The organism is Ruminococcus flavefaciens ATCC 19208 (assembly GCF_000518765.1).
Taxonomy (GTDB): Bacteria; Bacillota; Clostridia; order Oscillospirales; family Ruminococcaceae; genus Ruminococcus; species Ruminococcus flavefaciens.
Window position 1 is genome coordinate 73,047 of record NZ_JAEF01000016.1, and the last position, 24,927, is coordinate 97,973.

Genomic DNA, 24,927 nt, shown 5'->3' on the forward strand with positions numbered 1-24,927 from the left:
GTGAATGGGGAGAAAACAATTGTTTGAAGATTTTTTTAACGTTGTAAAGAAACGCTTCAATGACGGTGAGGAAGAATACAAACCGCCTATGTTCAAATGCCCGCGCTGTCAGGATACGAGTCCTCTGTCGAAGTATGAGGAGCTTCACAGAGTATGCCCTAAGTGTAATTACCACGGAAGGCTTTCATCTGCCGAGCGTATCGCCATAACAGTAGACAAGGGAAGCTTCAAGGAGCTTTTCGGCGGCATGAAGAGCGCAAATCCGCTGGATTTTCCTGATTATTCCGAAAAGCAGGCGGAGCTTCGTGCAGCTACAGGTCTCAGTGAGGCAGTCATCACAGGTACGGCAACCATCAAGGGCTCACCTGTAGTTATCGGCGTAATGGACTCACGTTTTATGATGGGTTCTATGGGAAGTGTCGTAGGCGAAAAGATAACCCGCGCCTTTGAGTATGCAACAGAGAATAAGCTCCCTGTTGTAATGTTTACGGCTTCGGGCGGAGCACGTATGCAGGAGGGTATCGTTTCTCTCATGCAGATGGCTAAGACATCGGGAGCTGTAAAGCTCCACAGCGATGCAGGCGGACTTTATATAGCAGTAATGACAGATCCGACAACAGGCGGCGTTACAGCCAGCTTTGCGTCACTTGGCGATATAATCATCGCAGAGCCTAAGGTGCTTATCGGTTTTGCAGGCAGAAGAGTTATCGAGGGAACTATCAAGCAGAGACTTCCCGAGGACTTCCAGCTTGCAGAATTCATGTACGACAAGGGCTTTGTGGATATGATAGTTGAGCGCAGAAAGATGAGGAGCGTACTCTCGCATCTTCTGAAGCTCCACGGATTTTACCCTAAGGAGGCGTGAGCATGGAAGACAAGAAAACAGCGTGGGAACGCCTTCAGCTCATTCACACCAAGGGCAGACCCACTATAAAGGACTATATACCGCAGGTATTCACAGATTGGTATGAAATGCACGGCGACCGTCTTTTCGGCGATGACAGAGCTATCATCGGCGGACTTGCAAGACTTGACGGCGAGCCTGTTACAATAATAGCAGAGGTAAAGGGCAGGGATATCAACGAGAATAAATCCTGCAACTTTGCAATGCCCCACCCCGAGGGCTACAGAAAGGCACTCAGGATAGCCCGTCAGGCTGAGAAGTTCCACAGACCAATAATATGCTTTATAGATACTCCCGGCGCATTCTGCGGAGTTGCTGCTGAGGAGCGCGGACAGGGCGAGGCTATCGCAAAGAATATCGCAGAGTTTATGACTCTCCGTACACCTATAATATCTATCGTGCTTGGTGAAGGCGGAAGCGGCGGCGCACTTGCTCTCGGCGTATGTGATGAGCTTGCTATGCTTGAAAATGCAGAATACTCCGTATTATCGCCAAGAGGCTTTGCAAGCATACTCTGGAAGGACGCATCACGCGAGCAGGAAGCAAGCGAAATAATGAAGATAACCGCAGAGGATATGGTGCGTTTGGGCGTTGCCGAAGCCATAATCGAAGAGCCTCTCGGAGGCGCACATAACGATTTAGACAAAATTTCAGAAAATATACACGAATATTTGTCACAGAAAATACCTGAAAAATGCAAAAAAGATATTGACGTTTTGCTTAAAGAACGCTATACTAAATTTAGAAAAATCGGAGCGTTCACAGAATGATCCGGTTTTGAGAAAAAATAAAGAAAAATGGAGGACCTTGTAATGATTTTTGAAAAACTCAAAGATATTATTGCAGAACAGCTCAGCGTAGAGGCAGATGAGGTTAGCCTTGAATCTAATATCCAGGATGATCTCGGTGCAGATTCACTCGACGTTGTAGATCTTATCACAACTATCGAGGACGAATTTGACATCTCTATCCCCGATGAGGCTGTAGAGGAGATAAAGACAGTAGGAGATATAGTTAACTACATCGAGAAGAATACAGACGCTGAGTAATAAGCGTATAACTTCCCCCGATTTATAGTCGGGGGATTTTTTTATTATTGCGGCGGTGTAAAAAGTATGGTAATATAAAATAAGAAATTTTTTTTGTAATTTTGCAGCACTTTCGTTTTTTCACCGAATGTTATTTATGAAAGGTCGATCTTCATTATATAGATAAGGAGGGAAGAACATGACAGGGAACGAGCTGAAGGAGCTTCTCGGCACATCTCCTGCGGAATGCCACAGGAGACTTATGAAGGAATACGGCAGATATGTTTATGCTATAGTGTTCAATAAGCTGAGAAGCTGCGGCGTACGTGAGGATATCGAGGAGTGTGTCTGCGATGTGTTCACAGATATATTCATAAAGTTCGAGTACGACGAGAAATACGTAAACGATATCAAAGGCTATATCGGAACTATCGCAAAGCGCAAGGCAATAGACCGTTTCAGAGTCCTTTCAGCCGCAAACATTCATAACGCATACACAGACGAAGAGGAAATGGCGGAGCTTGTTTCCGATTTCAGCGTTGATGAACACGTTGACAGTTCTGAACTCCGCAAGATCCTCCTTCAGAAGATAAAAGAGCTGGGCGAGCCTGATAGCACCATACTTATGCAGAAATTCTATTACAACCGCAAATCAACGGAGATAGCGGAGGCTGTATCTATGACGGCATCGTCCGTTCGCTCTCGATGTACAAGGGCTATGGAGAAACTTCGCAGAAAGCTTGCCGAAGTCGGTATTACAAGGTAAAGGAGGAGCAGCTATGAAAAAAATAGATCTATTCGATACGTTTGAGAATGCTGAGGACGAGCTTATGGAAGATTTTACTGATATGAGTCCCGAGATAAGCGATGAAAAGCTTGATAAGCTGCTCGCGGTAAGTGAAAGGAACTATGAAAAGAAAAAGGCAGAAATAGAAAGAACAAGGAAAGCAGATAATACAGATGATGAGAATATGGTAAGTGGCGTTGAACGTGTAAAGAGAACCGTATGGCTCAGACCTGCTGCAATGGCGGCATCTTTCGTGCTCATAGCAGGCACGGTAATCGGCAGCATAGTTTTGTTTAACAGGGGTAAAAGCAAAAAGGATCTGTTTAATAGCGATGACCTGAGCAATACGGATAATGGTGCTTTGCCGGATGTCTATACCGATAAAGAGGCTCTTATCGAACTCTGTTCCAATGCAACAAAACATTATGACAAGATTGAAGCAACATATGTACACGAGTTTTCAAATAGCGATTATATAAGGACCACAAATACTAAACTTGAATATGATGTCAAAGGAAATTATTTGTTTGCCGATGAAAAAGAACGTCAGGACAGTTTAAAAGGATTATACTCAACCTTTGATAGTCGGTTTGTTAGCTACTTTTACAACAATAAAGGGGTACACATTAATAATGAAGAAACATTCGAGGTATCTACTTACGAGGATGATTGGTATAAAGAAAATGTATATATAGTATGTGAGGATTTCTATGATCCGAAATACATCTTTAGTACAGAGCCTGACAGTTATATCAGATCGGAAAGAATAAAAAGATCAGATACATGGTCGATAACAGGCAAGGACACCGTCTGCGGCAGAGAATGTGTAGTTGTTGAGACAGAACATGAATACGGTAAGGAGACTGAGTATATTGATGCTGAGACAGGAGTAGAGCTAAAATATGTATATGACGGAAACTACGATGATGAAAAGGCAAAATTTGAGGTAACGGATATAAATTATAATGACGAAGCTCATGTTACTTCTCCTCTTGAATTCAGACAGAGGATAGAAGAGAACGGTTATGAGTCCTTCGTAAGCTTTGCAATTGATGAAAACGGCAACAGAGTTGACCCTGCCGTTCAAAACAACCTTGATTTCCTCGGTATCCCCGATAAGCCGTTCACAACGGCAGCAAAGACTACGGCTGTAGCTACTACAGAGACTGCAACAACAGAGACGATACGGGCAGACTCGTCTTATACTGATGATATGGATCAGGAAAGCATCATAAAGCTTTGTAAGACTGCTGCCAAGCATTATGACAGAGCATATGCCGTTTACAAGGAAGAAAGTACGACCAAGGAAAGCGGTGAAAAAAACACAAGAAAATATTTGGTGCAATATGATACGATAAATAAAACTATCATGTCTGAATGTAATGAAGTTTCTTCAGGCGGTGATGATGGAAATGATTTTGAAAGAAATACTGTTGGTTATTGGTATAAGGACAGAAATGTCACCGTACACCCCGAGAACGGAACTTATGATATAGCAGATACATCCGAGAATCCGAAAATGTTTTATAGATATGAATTTGCGCTTGATCTGTCATCTGATATGTTTGCCGAAGAATTGGAACGTGAAAAGCAGTACTGGTCGATAACGGGCAGAGATACGGTTTGCGGCAGGGAATGTATAGTTATAACTATGGAATATCCATACACGGGCTCTTATATATATATCGACATTGAAACAGGTGCAGTACTGAAGAAAATATGCGATTTGGGCAGTACAAATTATGAACTTCAGGCATTGACTGTAAAATATGATGATGAAGCGGGAGAATTTATGACACCTGCCGAATTTAAAAAGAGAATTGAAGATGTCGGATTTAAGCTTAACAAAAAGTATAAGGCTGACGGAATGGCAGCAATGGAGACCGATGACCCCCTTGACCTCAATTTTCTTGATATACCGCTTGTAAGATAGAACGTGACATCACAAAAACATGATATAAAAATTATTGGGGAAAATAATTTATATAGGGTATTACAATAACTTGCAGCGGATAAAAAAGAAAATTTGTGTTTAAAGCCCCGACTTTACAGTCGGGGCTTTTGCCTGCTTTCACAAAAATCCGGCTGTTGAATGTTAAAAATTCCACTTGCAATTGACTATTTAAAGTGGTATAATATAAGTTGTAGGATTTTTCACAAACAAGCTAAGAGGATATTTATGAAGAATATAAAGATAATCACAGGTCATTACGGAAGCGGAAAGACCAATTTCTCGGTAAATCTTGCGGTAAAAGCCGCAGCCGAGGGAAAGTCCGCAGCCATAGTCGATCTTGATATAGTAAATCCCTATTTCCGAACAGCGGATTTTCGTGATCTTTTCGAGGAAAAGGGCATAAGGCTCATCGCTCCCGATTTTGCAAGGAGCAATCTCGATATCCCGTCCATACAGTTCGATGTAGTCGAGCTGGCTACCGATGAGGACTGCCTTATAATAGATGTAGGCGGCGACGACGCAGGTGCTGTTGCACTTGGACGCTATGCCGATGATCTTGAGCAGTTCAAGGACAGTATCGAGATGTATTACGTCATCAATCAGCGCCGCTACCTTACCAATACAGCAGAAGAGGTAACAAAGCTGATGTATGAGATAGAGGCTGCATCACGCATGAGGCATACCGCTATCATAAACAACACAAATCTCGGATGTGAGACAAGTCTTGAGATAATAGATCAGTCCCGCAGCTTTGCTGAAGAGACCTCAAGACTCACAGGACTTCCCGTGAAGTATACGGTATATCCCGAGGACATCGCAGAGCTTTCAGACAAGCCCGATGTTTTTTCGGCTAAGATATATGTAAAGCCCATCTGGGGCTGATTATGATAATTCGGAATGCGGAATTCGGAATGCGGAATTGAGTGTGAAAGCTTGATCACGGATTCCAAACCCCGAATTCCTGATTAGACCATAGAATTTATCAATCTGAAAGGAGCGAAAGGTGTATGGAAAAAATGACAGTAATAACTGAACGCTGCAAAGGCTGCGGACTGTGTACAGCTGCCTGTCCTAAGAAGATCGTTGTTCTTCAGAAGGAGCACCGTAACAAGAAGGGCTATTTCTATGCAGAGTGTACCGACCAGTCAGCTTGCATAAGCTGTGCAATGTGCGCAACAATGTGTCCTGACTGTGCTATCGTTATTCAAAAATAATTTATATTCGTTGAAAGGAGCTGTTTAGCTTTGGAAAGAAATCTTATGAAGGGTAACGAAGCACTGGCAGAGGCTGCTATCAGAGCAGGCTGTAAATGCTTCTTCGGCTACCCGATCACTCCTCAGACAGAGCTTGCCGCTTATATGGCAAAGCGTATGCATAAGGCAGGCGGCGTATTCTTACAGGCAGAGTCCGAGATCGCTGCTATCAACATGGTACTCGGCGCAGCATCAACAGGTGTTCGTGCAATGACATCATCATCTTCACCCGGAATCTCACTTAAGAGTGAAGGTGTATCATATATCGCAGGTTCAGATCTTCCTGCTGTAATCATCAACGTAGAGAGAGGCGGCCCGGGTCTCGGCGGTATCCAGCCATCACAGGCTGACTACTGGCAGGCTACAAAGGCTCTCGGTCACGGCGACTTCCAGCTCCTCGTATATGCTCCTGCATCAGTACAGGAAATGGTAGACTACGTTGTAAAGGCTTTCGACCGTGCTGACAAGTACCGTATGCCTGCAATGATCCTTGCAGACGGACTTCTCGGACAGATGATGGAGCCTGTTACATTCCCTGAGATCAACCCCGAAGCTTACGACAAGAGCGGCTGGGCTGCAAACGGACATAAGATGAAGAGAGAGCATCACATCATCAACTCACTTTATCTTAAGCCTGACGAGCTTGAAAATTCTATCCTTGACCGTTACAAGAGATACGAGATAATCAAGGAGACAGAGACAGAAGCAGAGCTTTACCTCACAGAGGACTGTGATATACTCGTATGCGCATTCGGTGCAACAGCAAGAGTTGCAAAGTCTGCTGTAAACGATGCAAGAGCACAGGGCATCAAGGCTGGTCTCTTCCGTCCAAAGACACTGTGGCCATTCCCTGTAAAGGAGATCAACGAGGCTGCTAAGAACGCTAAGAAGCTTCTCAGCGTAGAAATGTCAATGGGACAGATGATAGAGGATATCAAGCTTGCTATCAACTGCTCAAAGCCTGTAGAGTTCTTCGGAAGAACAGGCGGCGTAATCCCTTCACCTGCTGAGGTGCTGGGCGAGATCAAGAGAATGGGAGGTGCTCTCTGATGGCTGTAGTATTTGAAAGACCAAAGTCACTTATCGATATTCCTACACATTACTGCCCGGGATGCACACATGGTATAGTTCACAGAATACTCTGTGAAGTTATCGACGAAATGGGCATCGAGGGCGATACTATCGGAGTATGTCCTGTTGGCTGCTCTGTTATGGCATATGATTACTTCAACTGTGATATGATCGAGGCTGCACACGGACGTGCACCTGCTGTAGCTACAGGCGTAAAGCGTACAAATCCTGATAAGTTCGTATTTACATATCAGGGCGACGGCGACCTTGCTGCTATCGGTACTGCCGAGACAGTTCACGTTGCAACAAGAGGCGAGAATATCGTCGTTATCTTCATCAACAACACTATCTACGGAATGACAGGCGGTCAGATGGCTCCTACAACACTTCCGGGACAGATAACACAGACAACACCTTTCGGAAGAAGCCCTGAGCTTGCAGGCTATCCTGTAAAGGTATGTGAGATGCTCTCAACACTTACAGGTACAGCATATGCTGAGCGTGTTGCAGTTGACAGCGTACCACACATCAAGGCTGCAAAGAAGGCTATCCGCAAGGCATTCGAGAACCAGAAGGCAGGAAAGGGCTTCTCTATCGTAGAGGTACTTTCAACTTGTCCTACAAACTGGGGACTTGCCCCTCTTGACGCTATCAAGAGACTTCAGGACGAAATGATCCCATACTATCCTCTCGGCGTATACAAGGACGTTGAAGAGGGCGTATTCCCAAAGACAGAAGGAGGTAACGAGTAATGGCTACTACAGAAATACTTCTTGCTGGCTTCGGCGGACAGGGTATCCTTTTCGCAGGAAAGATACTTGCATACTGCGGACTTATGGACAATAAGGAGCTTTCATGGCTCCCTTCATACGGTCCTGAGATGAGAGGCGGTACTTGTAACTGTTCAGTTACTATCTCCGATGATCCGATCGGTTCACCACTCGTACTTACACCACATCTCCTCATCGCTATGAACCAGCCTTCATTCGACAAGTTTGTAAGCTGTGTACGTCCCGGCGGTAAGGTATTCTTCGACAGCACAATGATCGAGCCTGATACAGACAGAACTGACATCGAGCTTCACGGTATTCCGTCACAGCAGATGGCTGATGATAACGAGCTCAAGGGCGGTTCAAACATTATCCTTCTCGGCAAGCTTCTCAAGGAGACAAATATCTGTTCACTTGAGACAATGCAGAAGGCTATTGAAAAGGTAGTTCCGCCTAAAAAGGCAGCACTTATCCCTAACAACTTCAAGGCTATCGAGCTTGGTATGAACGCATAATAGATCATATGGCGGCAAAGAGTATTTGCCGCCATATTTGTTATTGAGGATATTTATGGAAAAAGAGATTTTAATAAGCTGTTCGGGAGCAAATCTTGAATTGATAATCGTAGCAATTATGATACTTATCAAGATCAAGATAGCTTATACCCCAAAACAGTTTGCGTGTCTGGCATCATGGGTGGTAAGTTCGGTTATGGCATTTGTTATTGATTATTATTTGTACGTAAATGACAGTATTAAGGCGGTTCCGGTTATGCTTGTAATGCTGTGTGTGATAATACCGCTAAATATCGTGTTTGCTCAGAGAGTATTTTGCGGATTTGAAGTTGTAGATGCCTATGTTTACGTGTCAAAGTTTATACTATATTTGATTCTTATAATAACTTCCATAATACAGTTGTTCACGGATTATGGAAGGTTAGGCCTTATAGCAACAGGTCTTGGCATTACATTTGCCATATTTGAACTTAATGAGATGATGCTCGAAATGAAAAAGCGATGTAAAGGAAAAAACTCCTGACCAATGTCAGGAGCTTTTTTAGTTTGTAGGAACTGATGCCTACATCAGCCCGTAAGTGTTTAGTTATTAGTAGGGGCGCATTCCGTGCGCCCGTCGGTTGCGCATAAATCACAAATGCCACATGGTGTTTAAAAAAGCCCGAAAGCAATTGTACTTTCGGGCTTTTATGCATATTCATGCAGCTTATCATCTGTGATGACCGCCGCCGCCGAAGCCGCCGCTGCTGTGATGACTGCCACCGCCGCCACCGCCGCGTGAACCGCCGCCGCTGCTTGTCTCGATCTTGTGCTTTGTCACATATGAGCGGATAAGCGTATCTGATCTTTCAGTAAAATTCACATCATTGCCTGCAAGATAAACACTTGGATTGGTCTTGCTTTTGAATTTGTAATTGCTTTTTGCCACGAAATAGGTGATAAGACCCACAAGAGCGCCTATAGCAGCACATACAAGGAATATGTACATCCAGATCATGAACGGCTTACTCTTTGATACCGTAAAATTGCCGTCTTTGTAATAAAAATACTTACCTGTTTTTTTGTCGTGATAATAAGCAAATGAAGAAGGCTTGTTTTCCGAGTAGTAGCTCAGCTGAGACAGGAAGGAGTTTACAGCGTCGTATATATCCTGTTCATATATTGGCTGACCTGAGGCAGGCAGGTAATTATCAAGGTGATCGAAAATATCGTTCTTGTTTTTCTCATAAAGCAGGACAGCTTTGCCTGATGTGGCAATATAATCGTAAGCAGGCGACTTGCCTGAGAGGTCAATGTAATAGAACACGCCGTCGGTATCTTCTCCGAAGTTTTCGGTATATGTATCTCTGCAAAGCCATTCTGTATCATCATCGCTTCTGTACATACCGCCGATGTACACGATGATGTTCATTTCAAGGTCTCTTGCGTAGGTGCGTATCTTTTCGTTAAGATTATTCCTGTTATCCTGCGAGAAAAGTCCCGAATTGCCGTATTCGTTATCTACAAGCTTTGAAGCTCTCCAGTCACCGTCCCAACCCTGATAGTAATTATCCTCTGCATGAGCATTGAGCACCGTAAATGGCAGCAGACACATACAAATTACGCATGAAGCTATGAGAGAGATGAATCTTTTCATCATAGGATAGCACCTCCTATAGCGGTAAGTATACCTGCCACTGCAAGACCTACTCCTGCGCAGAAGAGTGCCAGCTTACCCTTTGAAAGAGGCGGAGTGCCTGCAAGCTTTCCTGTCTGACCGTTTACAGCGAATTCGTATACTCTGCCCTTGTAGTTGTAGGACAGGAACCAGACAGGCAGCATGGTATAGTTCCAGTCGGTGTTGGTGATATTGTACTGCTGAACAGAAGGTATTACCGAAGCATAACCGCTTATGGTGCTGTTTATGAGAGAAGTACACGCCTGAGTTGAGCGAACACGTATACGCGGGAATACGGCAGCCTTGTCAACATCGTATTTATCTGCATAGAAGCCGCTGAGGTAGGACATAGAGAAGTCCTTGAGCTCGCGGTAGTCAAAAGGCTCGATAGCCTCCATGAGCAGGTCCTCTATCTTGGTCTCACCGTCGGCAGGAATGCCTCTTGTGACCAGATTGCCCTGACGGATAACGCGGAATTCCTTAGTCTCCGTGTATCTGTAGCTGCCCGAGGTCCAGCTGCGTATCTGCTTGCCGATAGCGCGGTAGTCCGCATTTACATGGCAGTCAGCCAGCCAGAAGGGGACGTACAGCCCCGTGAGCTTTTCTATCTGCTGTTCAGATTTGAAGTCCGATGGCACGAACCAGCGCTTTTTTACCCAGTTTTCAAAGCTTGCTATAGCGTTTTCCTTGGTCAGCTTGAAGGCAATGACCTTATCGGGCTTGAATTCGCCGCCCATTTTACCAGAAAGGATAACAGGATTATGGCAGTAATAGCAGAAAAGAGCGGTCTGCTCGCTGTCCGCCATGATCTCCGCACCGCAGCTCTTGCAGCGGTAAAGATGAGTATTATTTTCAAAATCTTCCTTCAGCTGAACAGCCTCGGGAGGGATACTGTTTTCTGTATTTGCACAGATCTGTTTTATCTCATCGACAGTGAAAGAACTGAGACAGTATTCACAGTCGAGCTTTTGTGACTGAGGATTGAATTTAAGGTCCGCATTACAATTGGGACATTTGTATTCTACAGCTTCCAAATGATCATCTCCTTTATCTGAAACGGTCAGAGACCGATACATATATATATTACCATAATACTCAGTATTTTTCAAGAGAAAAGGTCGAAAAATACTGATAAAATAAATATTTTCGTTTGTAAACACAAATAACATTTTGTAGAGCCTTGACAAAATTATTGAAATCTAATATAATTGTAATATGCATATTTAATGTTACAAATTGTAAAAAGAAAGGGATGACGATACATGAGATATAAATTTTCAGAACTGACTCCGGAAATAATCAGACTTGCAGATATGTCACTTGATGGCTATAGGATAGACCCGGAGCTCTACACTCAGTATGACGTAAAACGCGGGCTTCGTGACATAAACGGCAACGGCGTAGTTGCGGGTCTTACAAATATAAGCACCATAAAAGTACTTGATATGGGCGACGGTATGCCTAATCACGGCGACGGCAAATTATACTACAGAGGAATAGACGTAGAAGATATAGTAGCAGGCTTTATAAAAGAAAAGCGTTTCGGATTTGAAGAGACCGTGTATCTTCTCCTTTTTGGCAAAATGCCTTCAGAGGCAGAGCTTGCAGAGTTCAAAAAGATACTTGCGGAATTCCGTGAGCTCCCGTCCAATTTCATGAGAGACGTTATAATGAAAGCCCCGACAGATAACATGATGAATACTCTTGCAAAGAGTGTTCTTTCACTGTATTCCTATGACAACAGGGCTAATGATATATCTATACCAAACGTGCTGAGACAGAGCATAGAGCTCATAACTCTTTTCCCTGTTATATCAGCCTACGCTTATCATGCTTACAAGTATGCAAGACTTGGCGGAAGCCTGTTCATACACAGTCCTCAGCCTGATCTTTCAATAGCTGAAAACCTGCTTTATATGCTCCGTGAGGACAGAAGGTATACCGAGCTGGAAGCACGTATACTCGACCTTGCAATGGTGCTGCATGCAGAGCATGGCGGCGGAAACAATTCAACATTTACCGTTCATGTCGTATCATCATCGGGTACAGATACCTATTCCGCAATAGCTGCTGCACTTGGTTCGCTGAAAGGCCCTAAGCACGGCGGTGCGAATATAAAGGTAGTCATGATGATAGATGATATGAAGAAGAATGTGAAGGACTGGACTGACGAGGAGGAGGTAAAGGGTTATCTCCGCAAGCTTCTCCATAAGGAAGCCTTTGACCATGCAGGTCTTATCTACGGTATGGGTCACGCTGTATATTCACAGTCAGACCCGAGAGCGAAGGTGTTCAAGGGCTTTGTAGAAAAGCTCAGCTCGGAAAAGAACAGACACGAGGAATTCGCGCTGTACTCACTGGTAGAGCGTCTTGCTCCCGAGGTAATAGCAGAGGAACGCCGCATATATAAGGGAGTCTGTGCTAATGTTGACTTCTACAGCGGCTTTGTATACAGAATGTTAGGCATACCCGACGAGCTGTTCACACCGCTTTTTGCAACGGCAAGAATAGCAGGCTGGTCTGCACACAGAATAGAGGAGCTTATCAACTCCAACAAGATCATACGTCCCGCATATAAAGCTATATCGCCTATGCGCGAGTATACCGACATGGAGAACCGCATAGACTGACGCAGCGTATGAAGAAAAGGCATCTTTTAAGATTTTTCCTTATGGGATATTTCATACCTCTTTCGATATTCCTGATATCGGACCTTATTGATATAATCTGTAAGGAGTACGGAGTTATGGGGCTCCTTGTGCTTGAAGGCTCAGCGCTTTTTATACTTCCCATAATAATGCTTGGCAAGGAGCAGAGAGCGCCAAAGGGTAAAGCGTTAAAGCGGACTTCGGTGATGTTTCTGTGCGGATATGCAGCAGCTGCTATAACGGCATTGATAATACAGATGATAATTGAGGATACAGATCTTGCTGACAAGCTGTTTCCGGGAGTATTTTTGCGCGGAATAGGATTTACGCTTATATGCATGGTATTGGTGGGCGGCTTTTTCTGGGCAGTCATCTTCCGTGTAACAGTAGCTATGATACGCTTTATAAAAAGCAAGAAAAAATAACGGGGATATGCCGTCGGCATTGACGGCTTTCGATAAAACATAAATAAAAAGGAATGTGGTAAAAATGGCAAACACAGCAGAATTATTTGAATGGAAGGGAACTACCTGCGTAAAACTCAGCGCAGGGGGCTATGAAGCATGGGTGGCAAACGAGATAGGCTCAAACGTTATCCGACTCCGCGACAATGTGAACGGACTGGAGTTTTTCCGCTTCAGCGATGAAAATACAGCCGATACTATAAAGCAGTCCGCAGAGGTATGGGGACTCCCCACACTTTATCTGCCTAACCGTTTTGCAGACGGTATACTCAAGACATCTGATGCAGTATATCATCTTCCCGTAAACGAGAAAGCTCCGTATAACAATCATATACACGGATTTATCCACAGAAGGAAGCACGAAGTCGTTGAATACAAGGCTGACGACAACTGCGCATGGGTAAAGACACGTTATGTATATGACGAAAAGGACGAGTTCTTCCAGTATCTTCCTGTAAGATTTACAGCCGAGTACACATTCACACTGTCAGCACAGGGACTTGAGCAGAATATCCGCTTCATCAACACAGACGGAGAAAAGGTGCTTCCTATGTCTCTTGCATCGCATACAGCTATCAGCTCACCGTTCGTTGACGGCGGAAAGGAAGAGGATATCCGCCTCACTGTGCCGATAGGAAAGAGATGCGAGCTCAATGAGCGCTGCCTGCCGACAGAGCAGCTGAAAGCTCCTACAATGCACGACCTTGAGTACAAGAACGGTGTAAAGAAGCCTGTATTGCAGGTAGTTGACAACGAGATGTACTTCGGCGAGTATATCGACATTGACGGCGAGAAGTTCCACGGTGTTATCGCAGAGGATATTGCAAGCGGCAAGAAGCTCTGCTACGAGGTATCCGAGGAGTACGGCTTCTGGATAATCTGGAACGACCGCGGCTTCAATCATTACTTCTGTCCCGAGCCGATGACAGCAATGATAGACGCTCCGAACCTTAGTCTGCCTGCTGATGTAACAGGCTACCGCGAGGTAAAGCCTGGAGACACATTCGAGACACACGAAAGATTTTTCACTAAATTATGATAAAAAGCGGACTTTAAAGTCGATACTGATATATAAGTATAGCCCCAACGCATTTGAACTGCTTTGGGGCTATTTTTTTAAATATGATTCACCAAATACTTGCTGAATGTATGAACGGGATTCCAAAGGGACTGTGTTCCTTTGGCAGAGTGACTCCCCATAAAATGGGGAGATGTCCGTAGGACAGAGGGGACGTACCGGTTAGGTCAGAGACGGCGTCTCTGGTCGCTGTTCCAAGCTTTAAGAGAACAGCGAAATAATACGAAGGCGCACCGCAAGGGTGAATTCCGAAAACAATCCAGTGAATTGTTTTAGGAAGAGGGTGACTCCCCACGGTGTGGGGAGATGTCGCAGCGCGACAGAGGGGACGGACCCGATTAGGGGGTCCTGCAAGAGAGGGCGTCCTTATAATCAATTAACCTTCTATCTCTATATGAGCATAACGATTATGTCCGTTTTTTGTTATATTATGAGTAATGACGGACGACCAGCTCTGCATATAGCATTGCCGGTCAAATCACAGATTTGGGGCACTGCTTAAATGGTCGTCCCTACAAGGCTAACGGCTTTGGCGGATATTATCCGCCCCTACACTGAATACGTGTTTTTTATTACGCAGGGCACAAACGGGCGCGCGGAACGCGCCCCTACAAGGGACGCCATTTCGGCGTCCCTTTCTGATCACTAACCACTAATCACTACACACTAACCACTGTTTCATGTGACAAATGTATCACACTGCACTAAAAACCGACTCCTTGATTGTGCACTCTTCCAAAAGTGATAAATTTATCACTTTTACTGTTGACAAACGGATATGCGAGTGATATAATTGTCACAGAAAGTGATGAATACATCACTCCAAGGAGGGAACATTATGAAAAATAAAGGACGGAAAACGCTTTCACTGAAGGCACAGGCAGTATCAGAACTTATATTAGCTATGATAATGATAGTGCTTTTTATTGGAAAAATGTACGAAAACATATTCCATAGTCGTGCATTGCATAATATTATCAATTATGGTGCGCCGTTTATAATCATTGCAATATCAGCAGTTTTTGTGATCGCTGTAAAATTCAGATACCAGCCCAATGACGAGCTTTCCCGCGAGCTGACGCTGAAGGCAACGGAAATAGCGGTAAAGATCGAATTGTGCGTAGCTGTGTTCTGCGGAATAATCATGCATTTGCAGGGCAATAGAAGCGGTGATGAGTATTACAGGATAATGGGCAGTGATGTGTGTATGTTCGGAGTATTTCTCAGCGGAGTCTTTTTTGCAGCCAAGAACATTGTTTTCCTCTGGCTCGACAGAACACCAAAAGCAGAGGAGGAAGAATGATATGGAAAAGAATAATTACCGCAATATCCATATAATCAGTATAATAAGTATCGTAGGTGTAATGCTGGTTTATATTTTATGTGATATTTTCCCGAATAAAAAGTGGGTCACGCTCGTTATCTCGTTAGCTAATATAACTCTTATCGGCAAGTTCGGCGGACCATATGAAAATAAAGATGAGCTCACAAGGCTCACTCTCGGCAGGGCTAACGGGATAACTCTTATCGTTGTCATAGCCGCCTTGTTCGTAATAAGCCTTATTGGTCAGAATTCCGCAAACAAAGAGCTGTTTGCAGGCGATGTATATGTATTTACTGCGTTGGCTGCACTATTATTGAGAAGTATTTTGTTCCTTTTCTTAGACAGAACGCCTAAGGCTGAGGAGGACGAATAATGCCCGAGCTAAAGACAAAACTTAAAGAATACCGTGCAAAGCACGACATGAAGCAGGGAGAGCTCGCAGAGCTTGTGGGAGTCCGCCGTGAGACCATAATCCGACTTGAAAAGGGACTGTACAATCCGTCCCTGAAACTTGCAATGGACATTGCGAAGGTGTTCGGCACAACAGTCGAGGAACTTTTCTCCTTTGAGGAATGAGCGTAAGGCAATGTGCACAAAAAACGCCCATAAAAAAATACAACGCAATTTTTGATAAATCTATTGTATTATATGCAAAAATATGGTATAATAAATCAAATGCGGTTGTTTTGACCGCCTTTGTCACCAAAAATAAAGGAGTATTATTATGAAGTTCGGATTTTTTGACGACGCTAAGAAGGAATATGTTATCAATTCCCCAAGAACTCCCTATCCGTGGATAAACTACCTCGGAAATCAGGGCTTTTTCTCACTTATTTCCAATACAGCAGGCGGCTACTGCTTCTATAAGGACGCTCGCCTCAGACGTATCACACGTTATCGCTACAACAACGTACCTCTCGATATGGGCGGACGTTATTTCTATATCAACGACAACGGAACTATATGGAACCCGGGCTGGTCACCTGTAAAGACAGAACTCGACGAGTATGAGTGCCGTCACGGTATGGGCTATACAGTTATCACAGGTAAGAAGAACGGACTCAAGGCTGAGGTAACATTCTTTGTTCCGCAGAATTACGATGGCGAAGTACAGCAGGTAGTTCTCACAAACGAGAGCAAGGAAGCTAAGAGCTTCTCTATCTTCTCAATTGCTGAATGGTGTCTCTGGGACGCTCAGGACGACTGCACAAACTTCCAGAGAAACTTCTCAACAGGTCGTGTTGAGATAGAGGGTTCAACTATCTACCACGTAACAGAGTACAGAGACAGACGTAACCACTACGCTTTCTATACTGTAAACGATGAGATCGACGGATATGATACAGACCGTGATTCCTTCCTCGGAAGCATCTACAACGGCTGGGACAATCCTGAGACAGTAAAGGCTGACAAGCCTGCAAACTCATTTGCTGACGGCTGGTCACCAGTTGCTTCACACTACAAGAAGGTAACTCTTGCTCCCGGCGAGTCAAAGACTCTCATCTATATCCTCGGTTATGCTGAGAACCCACAGGACAAGAAGTTTGCTGCTGAAAAGCCTGCTAACCTTCTTACAAGAGAGACATGGGTACTCAACAAGGAAAAGGCTTATGCAATGATCGAGAAGTACAACACACCTGAAAAGGTTGCAGCAGGTCTTGCAGAGCTCCGCAGCACATGGGAGGATCTCCTTTCAATATTCAACGTTAATACACCTGATGACAAGGTAAACAGAATGGTAAATATCTGGAACCAGTATCAGTGTATGGTAACATTCAACCTTTCACGTTCTGCTTCTTACTTCGAGAGCGGTATCGGTCGTGGAATGGGCTTCCGTGACTCAAATCAGGATATCCTCGGCTTTGTACACCAGATTCCTGAGCGTGCAAGAGAGAGACTGATCGACATTGCTTCAACACAGCTTTCAGACGGCGGCTGCTACCACCAGTACCAGCCTCTTACAAAGAAGGGCAACGCTGATATCGGCGGCGACTTCTCAGACGATCCGCTCTGGATGATTCTTTCTGTTGCAGCTTATATCAAGGAAACAGGCGACTGGGGAATTCTTGATGCAAACGTTCCTTTCGATGACGACCCGAACGGCAAGCACACAATGCTCGAGCACCTCAATGTTTCCTTCTATCACATCGTAAACAACCTCGGACCTCATGGTCTCCCGCTTGCAATGAGAGCTGACTGGAATGACTGTATCAACCTTTCATGCTTCTCAGACACACCCGGTGAGAGCTTCCAGACTTATACAAATCCTAAGTTCAAGGCTGAGGGCGGCTACTCCAAGATAGCAGAGTCTGCATTCGTTGCAGCACTCTTCACATACACAGGTCCTGCATTCGTAGGCATCTTAGAGCACCTCGGCAAGAAGGACGAAGCTGCAAAGGCTCAGGCTGAGATCGACAAGATGAAGAAGAATGTTATGGAATCTGCATTCGACGGAGACTGGTTCATCAGAGCTTACGACGCTAACGGTGAGAAGATGGGCTCCAAGGAGTGCGAGGAAGGCAAGATATTCATCGAGCCGCAGGGCTTTGCAGTTATGTCCGAGATAGGTAAGGATCAGGGCGCAGACATCAAGACACTCAACTCCATTGATAAGTACCTCAACTGCGAGTTCGGTCTTGTTCTCAACAATCCTGCATTCACAAAGTACTATATACAGTACGGTGAAATTTCCACATATCCCGGCGGATATAAGGAGAATGCCGGTATCTTCACACACAACAATGCATGGATAATCTGTGCTGAGGCATATGTAGGACGCGGTGACAAGGCATTTGAGTACTACAGCAAGATAGCTCCTGCTTTCACTGAGGAGACATCTGATATCCACAAGACAGAACCATATGTATACGGTCAGATGATCGGCGGTAAGGACGCAAAGAACTTCGGTCAGGGCAAGAACTCATGGCTCACAGGTACAGCTGCATGGAACATGGTAGCTATTTCCCAGTACATTCTTGGTGTACAGCCTGTATTTGACGGACTCAAGGTTGATCCTTCCATTCCTCACGAGTGGGATGGCTTCACAGCAGTTCGTAAGTTCAGAGGCGCAACATTCAACATCACAGTCAAGAATCCTGCACACGTATGCAAGGGTGTAAAGACAATGACAGTTGACGGCAAGGCAGTAGAGGGATGTGTAATTCCTGTATGCAATGGCGGCACACACGAAGTTGAAATCGTAATGGGTTAATAAAAAGGCGGACTTAATGTCCGCCTTTTTTAATTTGTAGGGGACGATGCCTACATCGCCCCGTTTGATTTGTTGCATTTGTAGGGACGACCATTTAAGCAGTGCCCCAAATCTGTGATTTGGCTGGCAATGCTTAAATGGTCGTCCGCTTTCATATCCGCCCGTAACGCTTTGTAGGGGACGGCGACCTCGACGTCCCGAAAAAATATTGCATAATTATCCGCCCTTGCTGATCATCGTGAAAGCGAAGGTATTAAATCGCTAATAAACGCCAAAGCTCCGAAAATACTTACAAAATAGATAATAATAAAAGCAACGGATATACCGAGCCCAATGGCTCCAAGTTTTGATCCCCATTTGGCGTAATCTTTTCCCGGACGTTTCTGGTCGAGAGATATCTTTCCCAGAACGATTGAAGTTATAGCGCATAGAAGAGAGAACCATATTGCCAGAAAAGCAGTCGGGATAGAGCATATTCCGAATACAAGCGAAGCTATAGCCATATTGGCAGTCGGCTCAGCGGCTGATTTAGTCGGAGCAGTCTGCTGAACACTGTTAGGCTTGCTGTCTTCCGAGAAAGATTTGCCGCAGGCATTGCAAAATTTAGCGTCATTTGGATTTTCTTTTCCGCAGTAAGTACAAAACATAATCATTCCCCTTTCAGTTTTACTTTAATAAATTATAACACATATGTATTCAAAATGTCAACATATGTATTCAATATTTACAAAAAATTCGTATATCATATTATCAGAGGTGATAATATGTATATACCAACACTTGATTCTAAGATCGTAGGCGAAGTAATAGCGGAGTTCCGCAAGAAAAAGGGGATATCGCAGGAGGTAATAAGCGGACTTGCCGATATAGGGCGTACACACCTCAGTGCAATAGAACGAGGCGAAAGGAAGCCGACTCTTGAGACATTGTATCGTATATCAAACGCGCTCGGCGTAAAAATGAGCGATATTGTAATGGCAATCGAAGAAAAAATAGATTGATATGCAGGGGCGCACAGTGTGCGCACATTTATGTTCTGTAATGCTTTGTAGGGACGGCCATTGGTCGTCCGCTTTCATATCCGTCCGCTTTTGCCTGTAACGCTTTGCAGTGGTGTACTTGACAAAAGACTGTAATTATGATACAATGATTAAAATTTTTGTAGGGGGGATTTGCCTTGAAAAAAGCAATATTAGTTCTTAGCTTACTGGTTGTTGTGTCGGCGGCAGTATCCTGCGGCAATAAAAAAGCGACGCTTGACCCGATAGAGGTAACAGCTGAGGAAATGCAGACGGTAGCGGATTATAAGCCCATAGAGACTGAACCCATCGCTACAACTACCGAAGACGTTACGGAAGAGCAAACACCGTTCAGCGATGCAGGCGAGGGTACAAGCTTCAAAAACGGCACAGCAAAGGGGACTGTATATACTTCCGAATATGCAGGAATGAAGGTAACATTTCCCGATAATACAGCGCTGAACGACAGAGCGGCAAATGATGAAGAGATCAGGAAAAATTGGTCATCGCTGGATAAACGTACTCAGGATGAGCAGAACAGCCGCATTACAGACCTTGTTGCAAACGGCATGGATACCACATATGTTTTCCAGTTTTACAATACAAAGCTGATGTTCCCCGATAAGGAAAATGTTACTGTAGACGAGTTCATGGAAAAGCAGATAGCTTTTAGTGAATCAGAGGATATAACGCTTTCAAAACCAGAAAAAACAACTCTTGGCGGCAAGGAATATACAAAAGAGACTGTAGTGATAGAGCAGCTGGGCTTGGAGCTTGTATACTACGTGAGAAAGATAGACGATGATTTTGTGCTGGTCATAAATTCGCATGGCGAAGCAGGATTTGACCATATGATACTCGAAAAAGCTATCGAAGCAATATAACAAAAAAGGACTGCTATGCAGTCCTTTTTATTTCGCTTGGTTATATAAGATGTGATTTTTTAAGACCTGATTTGTCCAGAGCAAGTCCTGTAACGATAAACAGTACAGTGCTTGCGGCTATCTGTACGCAATAAGCAGGAGTCTGTCCGAAAGCAGCAATAATAGCGGCAGTGGAGAAGCCCTTGGTTATAACGATGCCTTCGTAAAGGCTGTATCCGACCACACAGAGTATAAGTGATGGGATAATACCAAGAAGATTGCGTTTTGTGATTATCTTATCTGATTTATTGGTAAAAAACAGAGCTGTGATCGCTTTTATAACGATAGTTGCAGGTATCCAGATAGGGAAGCCCGAAAGTCCGTCAGCCAGTCCTCCGCCGATAACTCCTGCTGCAATAGCATAGGGTGTGGGAAGGATACTTGCGGCGAGGTATATGAGTCCGTCACCTGCGTGGGTATAGCCTGCACCTGTAGGCACATGGATATAGGCGGTGAATACGAATATCAGTGCGGAAAAAAGACTCGTAAGCACCATTTTTTTGATTTTGTCTGTCTGAGCTGTTCTTGTCATAACAATGCCTCCTTAAAACTACTAATCCTATATGTATTGGTTTAGCTTATTATAACACTATACATACGTTTTTTCAATATAAAAGATACACAAACTTTGCAAACGCAAATTTGCCGAAAGTGTTACAGATGTCGCAATATAGGGGAAAATTATAACCGCTTATAAAAACAATCCTATAAGGAAAGCACTTCCCGAGGCTGCAAGAGCAACCACTATAAGAGGCATTTCCAGAAAAGCCAGTATAATAGCGACAGCCGTACCTGCAACAGCAGTATAGATGTTATGGGTGGTATAGAATATAGCAGGTATAGTCATAGCGCTGAGAACGGCGTATGGGATATAGTACAGGAAGCTCCTGAAAAAGCGTGATTTTATTTTCTTTCGGAAGAAAGTGAACGGCACCATACGTATGAGGTAGGTCACGCCTGCCATTACGAAAATATATACAGCAAGGCTCATTCTGTCGCCTCCTCATCTTTTATGGGGAAAAGAAGCGCAGCCGCCACAGAAGCGGTGATCGCCGATATGATTATAGCAAATCCCTCGCTTATAAAGGGCAGGCAGTATTTGAATACTACGCTAAGAGCTGCAGCAATAATTACAACGAAGAGAACGCTGTGCTGCTTTTTTGCAGGTGGTATTATTATAGCGATGAACATACCGTACAGCACTATCTCCATAGCCGTACTTACCGAAGCAGGCAGAAGCTCACCTGCTGCCGCGCCGAGAGCAGTACCTGCTATCCAGCCTACAGCGGCAATGAATATCATACCGTACATATAGGCAGGTACAAGAGGCTTTTTCTGAGCCGAGCATACACCGAATATCTCATCGGTTATGCCGAATGATGCAATAAGCCGGTGAGGCGTAGTAAAACTTTTGTCAAGCTTCTGTGAGAGTGAGAGTGCCATAAGTGAATAGCGTATATTTATGGTTAGCTGGAGCAGTATCATTTCGATGATAGTGCCTCCTGCCGCAATGACATCTATACCTGCTTTCTGCCCCGCGGAAGTAAGGCAGGTAGCAGATATGGCAGATGCCTGAAAAACGGAAAGCCCTGCTTTATTTACGCAGAGTATCCCGAGTCCGAAAGACACAGAGAGGTATCCCAGAAATATAGGGATACCGTGTGACATTCCGCGAAGAAAGTTGTTTTTCATAATGACTGCACCCGCAGTCCTGAGATAATTGACATATTTATCCTCCGAGATAATATAGTTACAGCGATTTTATCCTTTCGGCAGAATCGCTTATCTCTGCCCATGAATAGTCTATCATGTATTCACCGTGGTAGGATTTGAGGGCAGAGGCGTCACCTGAAAACAGGTCGTACAGGTCGCAGTTTACAGCTTCCTTGTTTATCTGTATCTGTCTGTTTTGTTTTATAATTACATTGCTGAAGCCTGCGGCTTCTATATCCTTGATAAGGTCAGAGACATACTGCGAGACCTTTTTTGAAGTAGGTCTGTCGAAGTCCTCAACTTCAAGAACATCGGCAGCTATCTCCTTGCTTGTGACAGGATAGCCGCACTGGTCTATGAGGTAAGCGAATATTTCCTTGGAAATAGTGCGCGAAAATTTTATAGGCACATTATCCTTGCCGAATACGCGGAAATTGCCGAATGTGCGTATTTTCAGCCTGTTGTCGTCCTTTTGCTCGGGAACGGCTGAGTATCTGAAATTATCGAATTCATTGCGTATATCCTGTTCGGTGTACGGCTTCATTATGTATCCGCTTGGACGCATCTGTATAGCTGCAAAGGCGTATTCCGAATAACTCGTAACGAAAACGATATTGCACATAGGAGAATGCTTTTTCAGTTCTATAGCCACCTGAATGCCTGACATCTTGCCTATGCGGATATCTAGGAAGGCAGCGTCGAAGGACTTTTTGTCATCGTATTCAAGGAACTGTGCAGCTCTTCTGAATGCTACGACCTCTGCATCGGGCTTTACTTTTTTGATAGTTTCTACGAGAAGCTGGAGTGCATATTTTTCATCATCTATTGCCAGAATTTTCATCGTTTTTCTCCTTTGGGATAAGAATAACGCATACAGTTCCCTCATCGGGAACACTGTTTATGATAAGTTCACCGCCGCATTCGTCCTCAAGACGTTTGCGGACGTTGTTTATGCCTATATGGCTTTCATCGAGATTGTCGAGGGCGGAGGTATCGAAGCCTGCGCCGTCGTCCATAATGGTTATCCTGTGGTGAGTTTCAGTCTCATCGGTGATGATGCGGACAGTGCCGCAGCCGCTTTCAGAGCTGTTTATGCCGTGCTTTACAGCATTTTCCACCATTGGCTGTACCGTGAGTACAGGCAGCATGAACATTTCGTTCCTGATATCGAATTCGATATTCAGGTCGTCGTCAAATCTGAGTTTTTCCAGAGAGAGGTATATCTTTGTATGCTCAAGCTCCTCCTTGATGCTCACAAGACCGTTTCTGCTCATGGCGTCAAGATTTTGTCTCAGATACTTTGAGAAGTCGATAAGGGCGTTTTTGGTCTTTTGCGTATCCTTATCGCAAAGATATATTATCGAAGTAAGAGAATTGTACATAAAATGGGGCTGTATCTGCGAAAGAGTCAGCACCCTTCGGCTTTTTTCGAGCTCAAGCTCGCTTGTCCTGAGCTTTGTTTCCATTTCGCGCTGATATATGGATATAAGGTAGAAATAGAAGATTATAACGTCGAGAGCAACTATTTCGTCCATAAGGTCTACGACGATATAGGCGGCTTCAAGATAGCACTCGAATATGGTCAGGAAAACTATGAATATAACGGTGGCACCCTTGGTACGCTCCTTTGATTTGAAGAAGCGGATAGAGTACCTCAGCAGGAGCAGCATATATATCATGCCCGTGAAATAAGGGGAGAGGAACAATATCCTGTTCTCATAGTCAAGGTGCTTGTCAAAGCTGAAAATTATCTTCGGACCGAAAAGGTTGATTATTTCCGCCAGTATAAGTATGCCCTCGGGAATGAAAAGCAGATACCTTTTTACGTTTGGCGTAACGAGCAGTATCTCGATATAGGCTATCATGGGGAAGAGGATATGCTCTACTGTTGAACGGAAATACATAAAGTACATTGCAGGGTCGCCGCGGTAATCGTAGCTTGCGTCGTAGGATTCTTTCAGGAAAAGCTCTCTGAAGAAGGTATTTGCAACGATAATGGTTAGCAGCAGGACTATAACAGCGATATGCTCGGTACCGCGCGGACGTTCCTTGCGGTTTTCGATGAGCAGTACGATGATACCGATAATAAGAGCAACAGAGACGAAATTATAGCTGATAAGATACGAGACTAATTCCATAACAGTTCTCCTTGTGATTATGTATAATACAGCAGACTGCATTTTGACCATATAATGCTATTATAACACATTCTGCACTGTTTGTAAAGAAAAGGGAAGCCGTTTTTTGTGTGTATTATTCATAAAAAATCACCTGACAGCGGCAGAATTTGTAGTTGAAAATCGTTGAAATGACGAAATTGCGAAAAATTCTTAAAATTGAATAAAAAGGGGCTTTTTTGTTGAACCGTGTGGAACATCTTATGTTATAATAATGGTGGGATATGATATACATATATTGTGGCAGTAGGGTTCAGACGCTGCGGTTGGTAGTAAAACTGGGGGGAAACAGTTGCGGAGGTTGTAATATTACCTGCCGAAGCGGGCTGCGGTGTCTCTTCTCCTACGTTAAAGAGCAAATTAAGATCATCTGATGGTTTCCGTGAAACGCGGAAGGGGTTCACTATTATTTTGATTTCGAGGGATTGCTA

At 44.2% G+C, this 24,927-nt stretch carries 28 protein-coding genes; 20 read left to right on the forward strand and 8 right to left on the reverse strand.

From position 1 onward, the window contains the following. Window positions 1-4: 4 nt before the first annotated feature. From accD to L870_RS0104715, 11 genes are all read left to right on the forward strand, one after another. Window positions 5-865: an acetyl-CoA carboxylase, carboxyltransferase subunit beta gene (gene accD, locus L870_RS0104665; protein WP_051411414.1), complete on the forward strand. Its 861-nt coding sequence runs from the start codon at window positions 5-7 to the stop codon at window positions 863-865. A 2-nt stretch (window positions 866-867) separates the two neighbouring features. Continuing rightward, on the forward strand, window positions 868-1,674 hold the full coding sequence (locus tag L870_RS0104670; RefSeq protein ID WP_028517148.1) for an acetyl-CoA carboxylase carboxyltransferase subunit alpha: 807 nt from the start codon (window positions 868-870) through the stop codon (window positions 1,672-1,674). Between the two features lie 42 nt (window positions 1,675-1,716). After that, window positions 1,717-1,953 (forward strand): acyl carrier protein, encoded by a 237-nt coding sequence (acpP, locus tag L870_RS0104675; protein ID WP_028517149.1) that lies wholly within the window; start codon window positions 1,717-1,719, stop codon window positions 1,951-1,953. 178 nt (window positions 1,954-2,131) lie between these two features. Beyond that, the gene (locus L870_RS0104680) at window positions 2,132-2,698 is read left to right on the forward strand and encodes an RNA polymerase sigma factor (RefSeq protein WP_028517150.1); all 567 of its coding nucleotides are present in this window, start codon (window positions 2,132-2,134) and stop codon (window positions 2,696-2,698) included. A 13-nt stretch (window positions 2,699-2,711) separates the two neighbouring features. After that, window positions 2,712-4,652 (forward strand): hypothetical protein, encoded by a 1,941-nt coding sequence (locus L870_RS0104685; protein ID WP_028517151.1) that lies wholly within the window; start codon window positions 2,712-2,714, stop codon window positions 4,650-4,652. A gap of 246 nt (window positions 4,653-4,898) precedes the next feature. Continuing rightward, window positions 4,899-5,555, forward strand: coding sequence for a cobalamin biosynthesis protein CobQ (locus L870_RS0104690; RefSeq protein WP_028517152.1), 657 nt, complete (start codon window positions 4,899-4,901; stop codon window positions 5,553-5,555). A 125-nt stretch (window positions 5,556-5,680) separates the two neighbouring features. Beyond that, complete coding sequence (locus tag L870_RS0104695; RefSeq protein ID WP_019680241.1) at window positions 5,681-5,887, forward strand: 4Fe-4S dicluster domain-containing protein; 207 nt, start codon at window positions 5,681-5,683, stop codon at window positions 5,885-5,887. 45 nt (window positions 5,888-5,932) lie between these two features. Continuing rightward, complete coding sequence (locus L870_RS0104700; protein WP_037271267.1) at window positions 5,933-6,976, forward strand: 3-methyl-2-oxobutanoate dehydrogenase subunit VorB; 1,044 nt, start codon at window positions 5,933-5,935, stop codon at window positions 6,974-6,976. Then, window positions 6,976-7,749, forward strand: a complete 774-nt coding sequence (locus L870_RS0104705; RefSeq protein WP_028517154.1) for a thiamine pyrophosphate-dependent enzyme — start codon at window positions 6,976-6,978, stop codon at window positions 7,747-7,749. The genes L870_RS0104700 and L870_RS0104705 overlap by 1 nt, the downstream gene beginning before the upstream one ends. Next, window positions 7,749-8,282, forward strand: a complete 534-nt coding sequence (locus tag L870_RS0104710; protein WP_028517155.1) for a 2-oxoacid:acceptor oxidoreductase family protein — start codon at window positions 7,749-7,751, stop codon at window positions 8,280-8,282. The genes L870_RS0104705 and L870_RS0104710 overlap by 1 nt, the downstream gene beginning before the upstream one ends. A 55-nt stretch (window positions 8,283-8,337) precedes the next feature. After that, the gene (locus tag L870_RS0104715) at window positions 8,338-8,805 is read left to right on the forward strand and encodes a hypothetical protein (RefSeq protein ID WP_028517156.1); all 468 of its coding nucleotides are present in this window, start codon (window positions 8,338-8,340) and stop codon (window positions 8,803-8,805) included. 186 nt (window positions 8,806-8,991) lie between these two features. Here the strand turns inward: L870_RS0104715 and L870_RS18370 are convergent, their stop codons facing one another. Continuing rightward, window positions 8,992-9,921, reverse strand: a complete 930-nt coding sequence (locus tag L870_RS18370) for a hypothetical protein (protein ID WP_028517157.1) — start codon at window positions 9,919-9,921, stop codon at window positions 8,992-8,994. Further along, window positions 9,918-10,973 carry a TFIIB-type zinc ribbon-containing protein gene (locus L870_RS0104725; RefSeq protein WP_028517158.1) on the reverse strand — a complete coding sequence of 352 codons (1,056 nt, stop codon included), beginning with the start codon at window positions 10,971-10,973 and terminating at the stop codon, window positions 9,918-9,920. Before L870_RS0104725 ends, L870_RS18370 begins: the two co-directional genes overlap by 4 nt. A 228-nt stretch (window positions 10,974-11,201) precedes the next feature. On the opposite strand from L870_RS0104725, the gene L870_RS0104730 reads away from it, so the two are divergent. The 7 genes from L870_RS0104730 (at window position 11,202) to L870_RS0104760 (ending at window position 18,664) form a co-directional block, all read left to right on the forward strand. Continuing rightward, a complete protein-coding gene (locus L870_RS0104730; protein ID WP_028517159.1) occupies window positions 11,202-12,569 on the forward strand; it encodes a citrate/2-methylcitrate synthase in 1,368 nt (455 codons plus the stop codon). Window positions 12,570-12,577: 8 nt separating this feature from the next. After that, the gene (locus L870_RS0104735) at window positions 12,578-13,012 is read left to right on the forward strand and encodes a hypothetical protein (RefSeq protein WP_028517160.1); all 435 of its coding nucleotides are present in this window, start codon (window positions 12,578-12,580) and stop codon (window positions 13,010-13,012) included. Window positions 13,013-13,076: 64 nt separating this feature from the next. Beyond that, complete coding sequence (locus L870_RS0104740) at window positions 13,077-14,090, forward strand: aldose 1-epimerase (RefSeq protein WP_028517161.1); 1,014 nt, start codon at window positions 13,077-13,079, stop codon at window positions 14,088-14,090. A gap of 877 nt (window positions 14,091-14,967) precedes the next feature. Continuing rightward, window positions 14,968-15,432, forward strand: coding sequence for a hypothetical protein (locus L870_RS0104745; RefSeq protein ID WP_028517162.1), 465 nt, complete (start codon window positions 14,968-14,970; stop codon window positions 15,430-15,432). A gap of 1 nt (window position 15,433) precedes the next feature. Further along, complete coding sequence (locus tag L870_RS0104750; RefSeq protein WP_028517163.1) at window positions 15,434-15,826, forward strand: hypothetical protein; 393 nt, start codon at window positions 15,434-15,436, stop codon at window positions 15,824-15,826. Then, window positions 15,826-16,029, forward strand: coding sequence for a helix-turn-helix transcriptional regulator (locus L870_RS0104755; protein ID WP_028517164.1), 204 nt, complete (start codon window positions 15,826-15,828; stop codon window positions 16,027-16,029). The genes L870_RS0104750 and L870_RS0104755 overlap by 1 nt, the downstream gene beginning before the upstream one ends. 148 nt (window positions 16,030-16,177) lie before the next feature. Next, the gene (locus L870_RS0104760) at window positions 16,178-18,664 is read left to right on the forward strand and encodes a glycoside hydrolase family 94 protein (protein ID WP_028517165.1); all 2,487 of its coding nucleotides are present in this window, start codon (window positions 16,178-16,180) and stop codon (window positions 18,662-18,664) included. Window positions 18,665-18,897: 233 nt separating this feature from the next. Here the strand turns inward: L870_RS0104760 and L870_RS18375 are convergent, their stop codons facing one another. After that, window positions 18,898-19,311 carry a zinc-ribbon domain-containing protein gene (locus tag L870_RS18375; RefSeq protein ID WP_051411415.1) on the reverse strand — a complete coding sequence of 138 codons (414 nt, stop codon included), beginning with the start codon at window positions 19,309-19,311 and terminating at the stop codon, window positions 18,898-18,900. Between the two features lie 117 nt (window positions 19,312-19,428). Between L870_RS18375 and L870_RS0104770 the strand changes: the two genes are divergently transcribed. Together L870_RS0104770 and L870_RS0104775 are read left to right on the forward strand one after the other, a co-directional pair. Further along, entirely contained in the window at window positions 19,429-19,665 is a 237-nt protein-coding gene (locus tag L870_RS0104770) for a helix-turn-helix domain-containing protein (protein ID WP_028517166.1), read from the forward strand. Between the two features lie 176 nt (window positions 19,666-19,841). Beyond that, entirely contained in the window at window positions 19,842-20,567 is a 726-nt protein-coding gene (locus tag L870_RS0104775) for a hypothetical protein (RefSeq protein WP_028517167.1), read from the forward strand. A 40-nt stretch (window positions 20,568-20,607) separates the two neighbouring features. Here the strand turns inward: L870_RS0104775 and L870_RS0104780 are convergent, their stop codons facing one another. The 5 genes from L870_RS0104780 to L870_RS18380 all read right to left on the reverse strand — a co-directional run bounded on the left by L870_RS0104780 (window position 20,608) and on the right by L870_RS18380 (window position 24,457). Next, window positions 20,608-21,138: a TIGR04002 family protein gene (locus L870_RS0104780; RefSeq protein ID WP_037271236.1), complete on the reverse strand. Its 531-nt coding sequence runs from the start codon at window positions 21,136-21,138 to the stop codon at window positions 20,608-20,610. Between the two features lie 159 nt (window positions 21,139-21,297). Next, entirely contained in the window at window positions 21,298-21,597 is a 300-nt protein-coding gene (locus L870_RS0104785) for an AzlD domain-containing protein (RefSeq protein WP_028517169.1), read from the reverse strand. After that, window positions 21,594-22,298 (reverse strand): AzlC family ABC transporter permease, encoded by a 705-nt coding sequence (locus L870_RS0104790; RefSeq protein WP_028517170.1) that lies wholly within the window; start codon window positions 22,296-22,298, stop codon window positions 21,594-21,596. Before L870_RS0104790 ends, L870_RS0104785 begins: the two co-directional genes overlap by 4 nt. A 58-nt stretch (window positions 22,299-22,356) precedes the next feature. Then, the gene (locus L870_RS0104795; RefSeq protein ID WP_028517171.1) at window positions 22,357-23,160 is read right to left on the reverse strand and encodes a LytR/AlgR family response regulator transcription factor; all 804 of its coding nucleotides are present in this window, start codon (window positions 23,158-23,160) and stop codon (window positions 22,357-22,359) included. After that, window positions 23,138-24,457: a sensor histidine kinase gene (locus L870_RS18380; RefSeq protein ID WP_051411416.1), complete on the reverse strand. Its 1,320-nt coding sequence runs from the start codon at window positions 24,455-24,457 to the stop codon at window positions 23,138-23,140. The genes L870_RS0104795 and L870_RS18380 overlap by 23 nt, the downstream gene beginning before the upstream one ends. Window positions 24,458-24,927 lie beyond the last annotated feature (470 nt).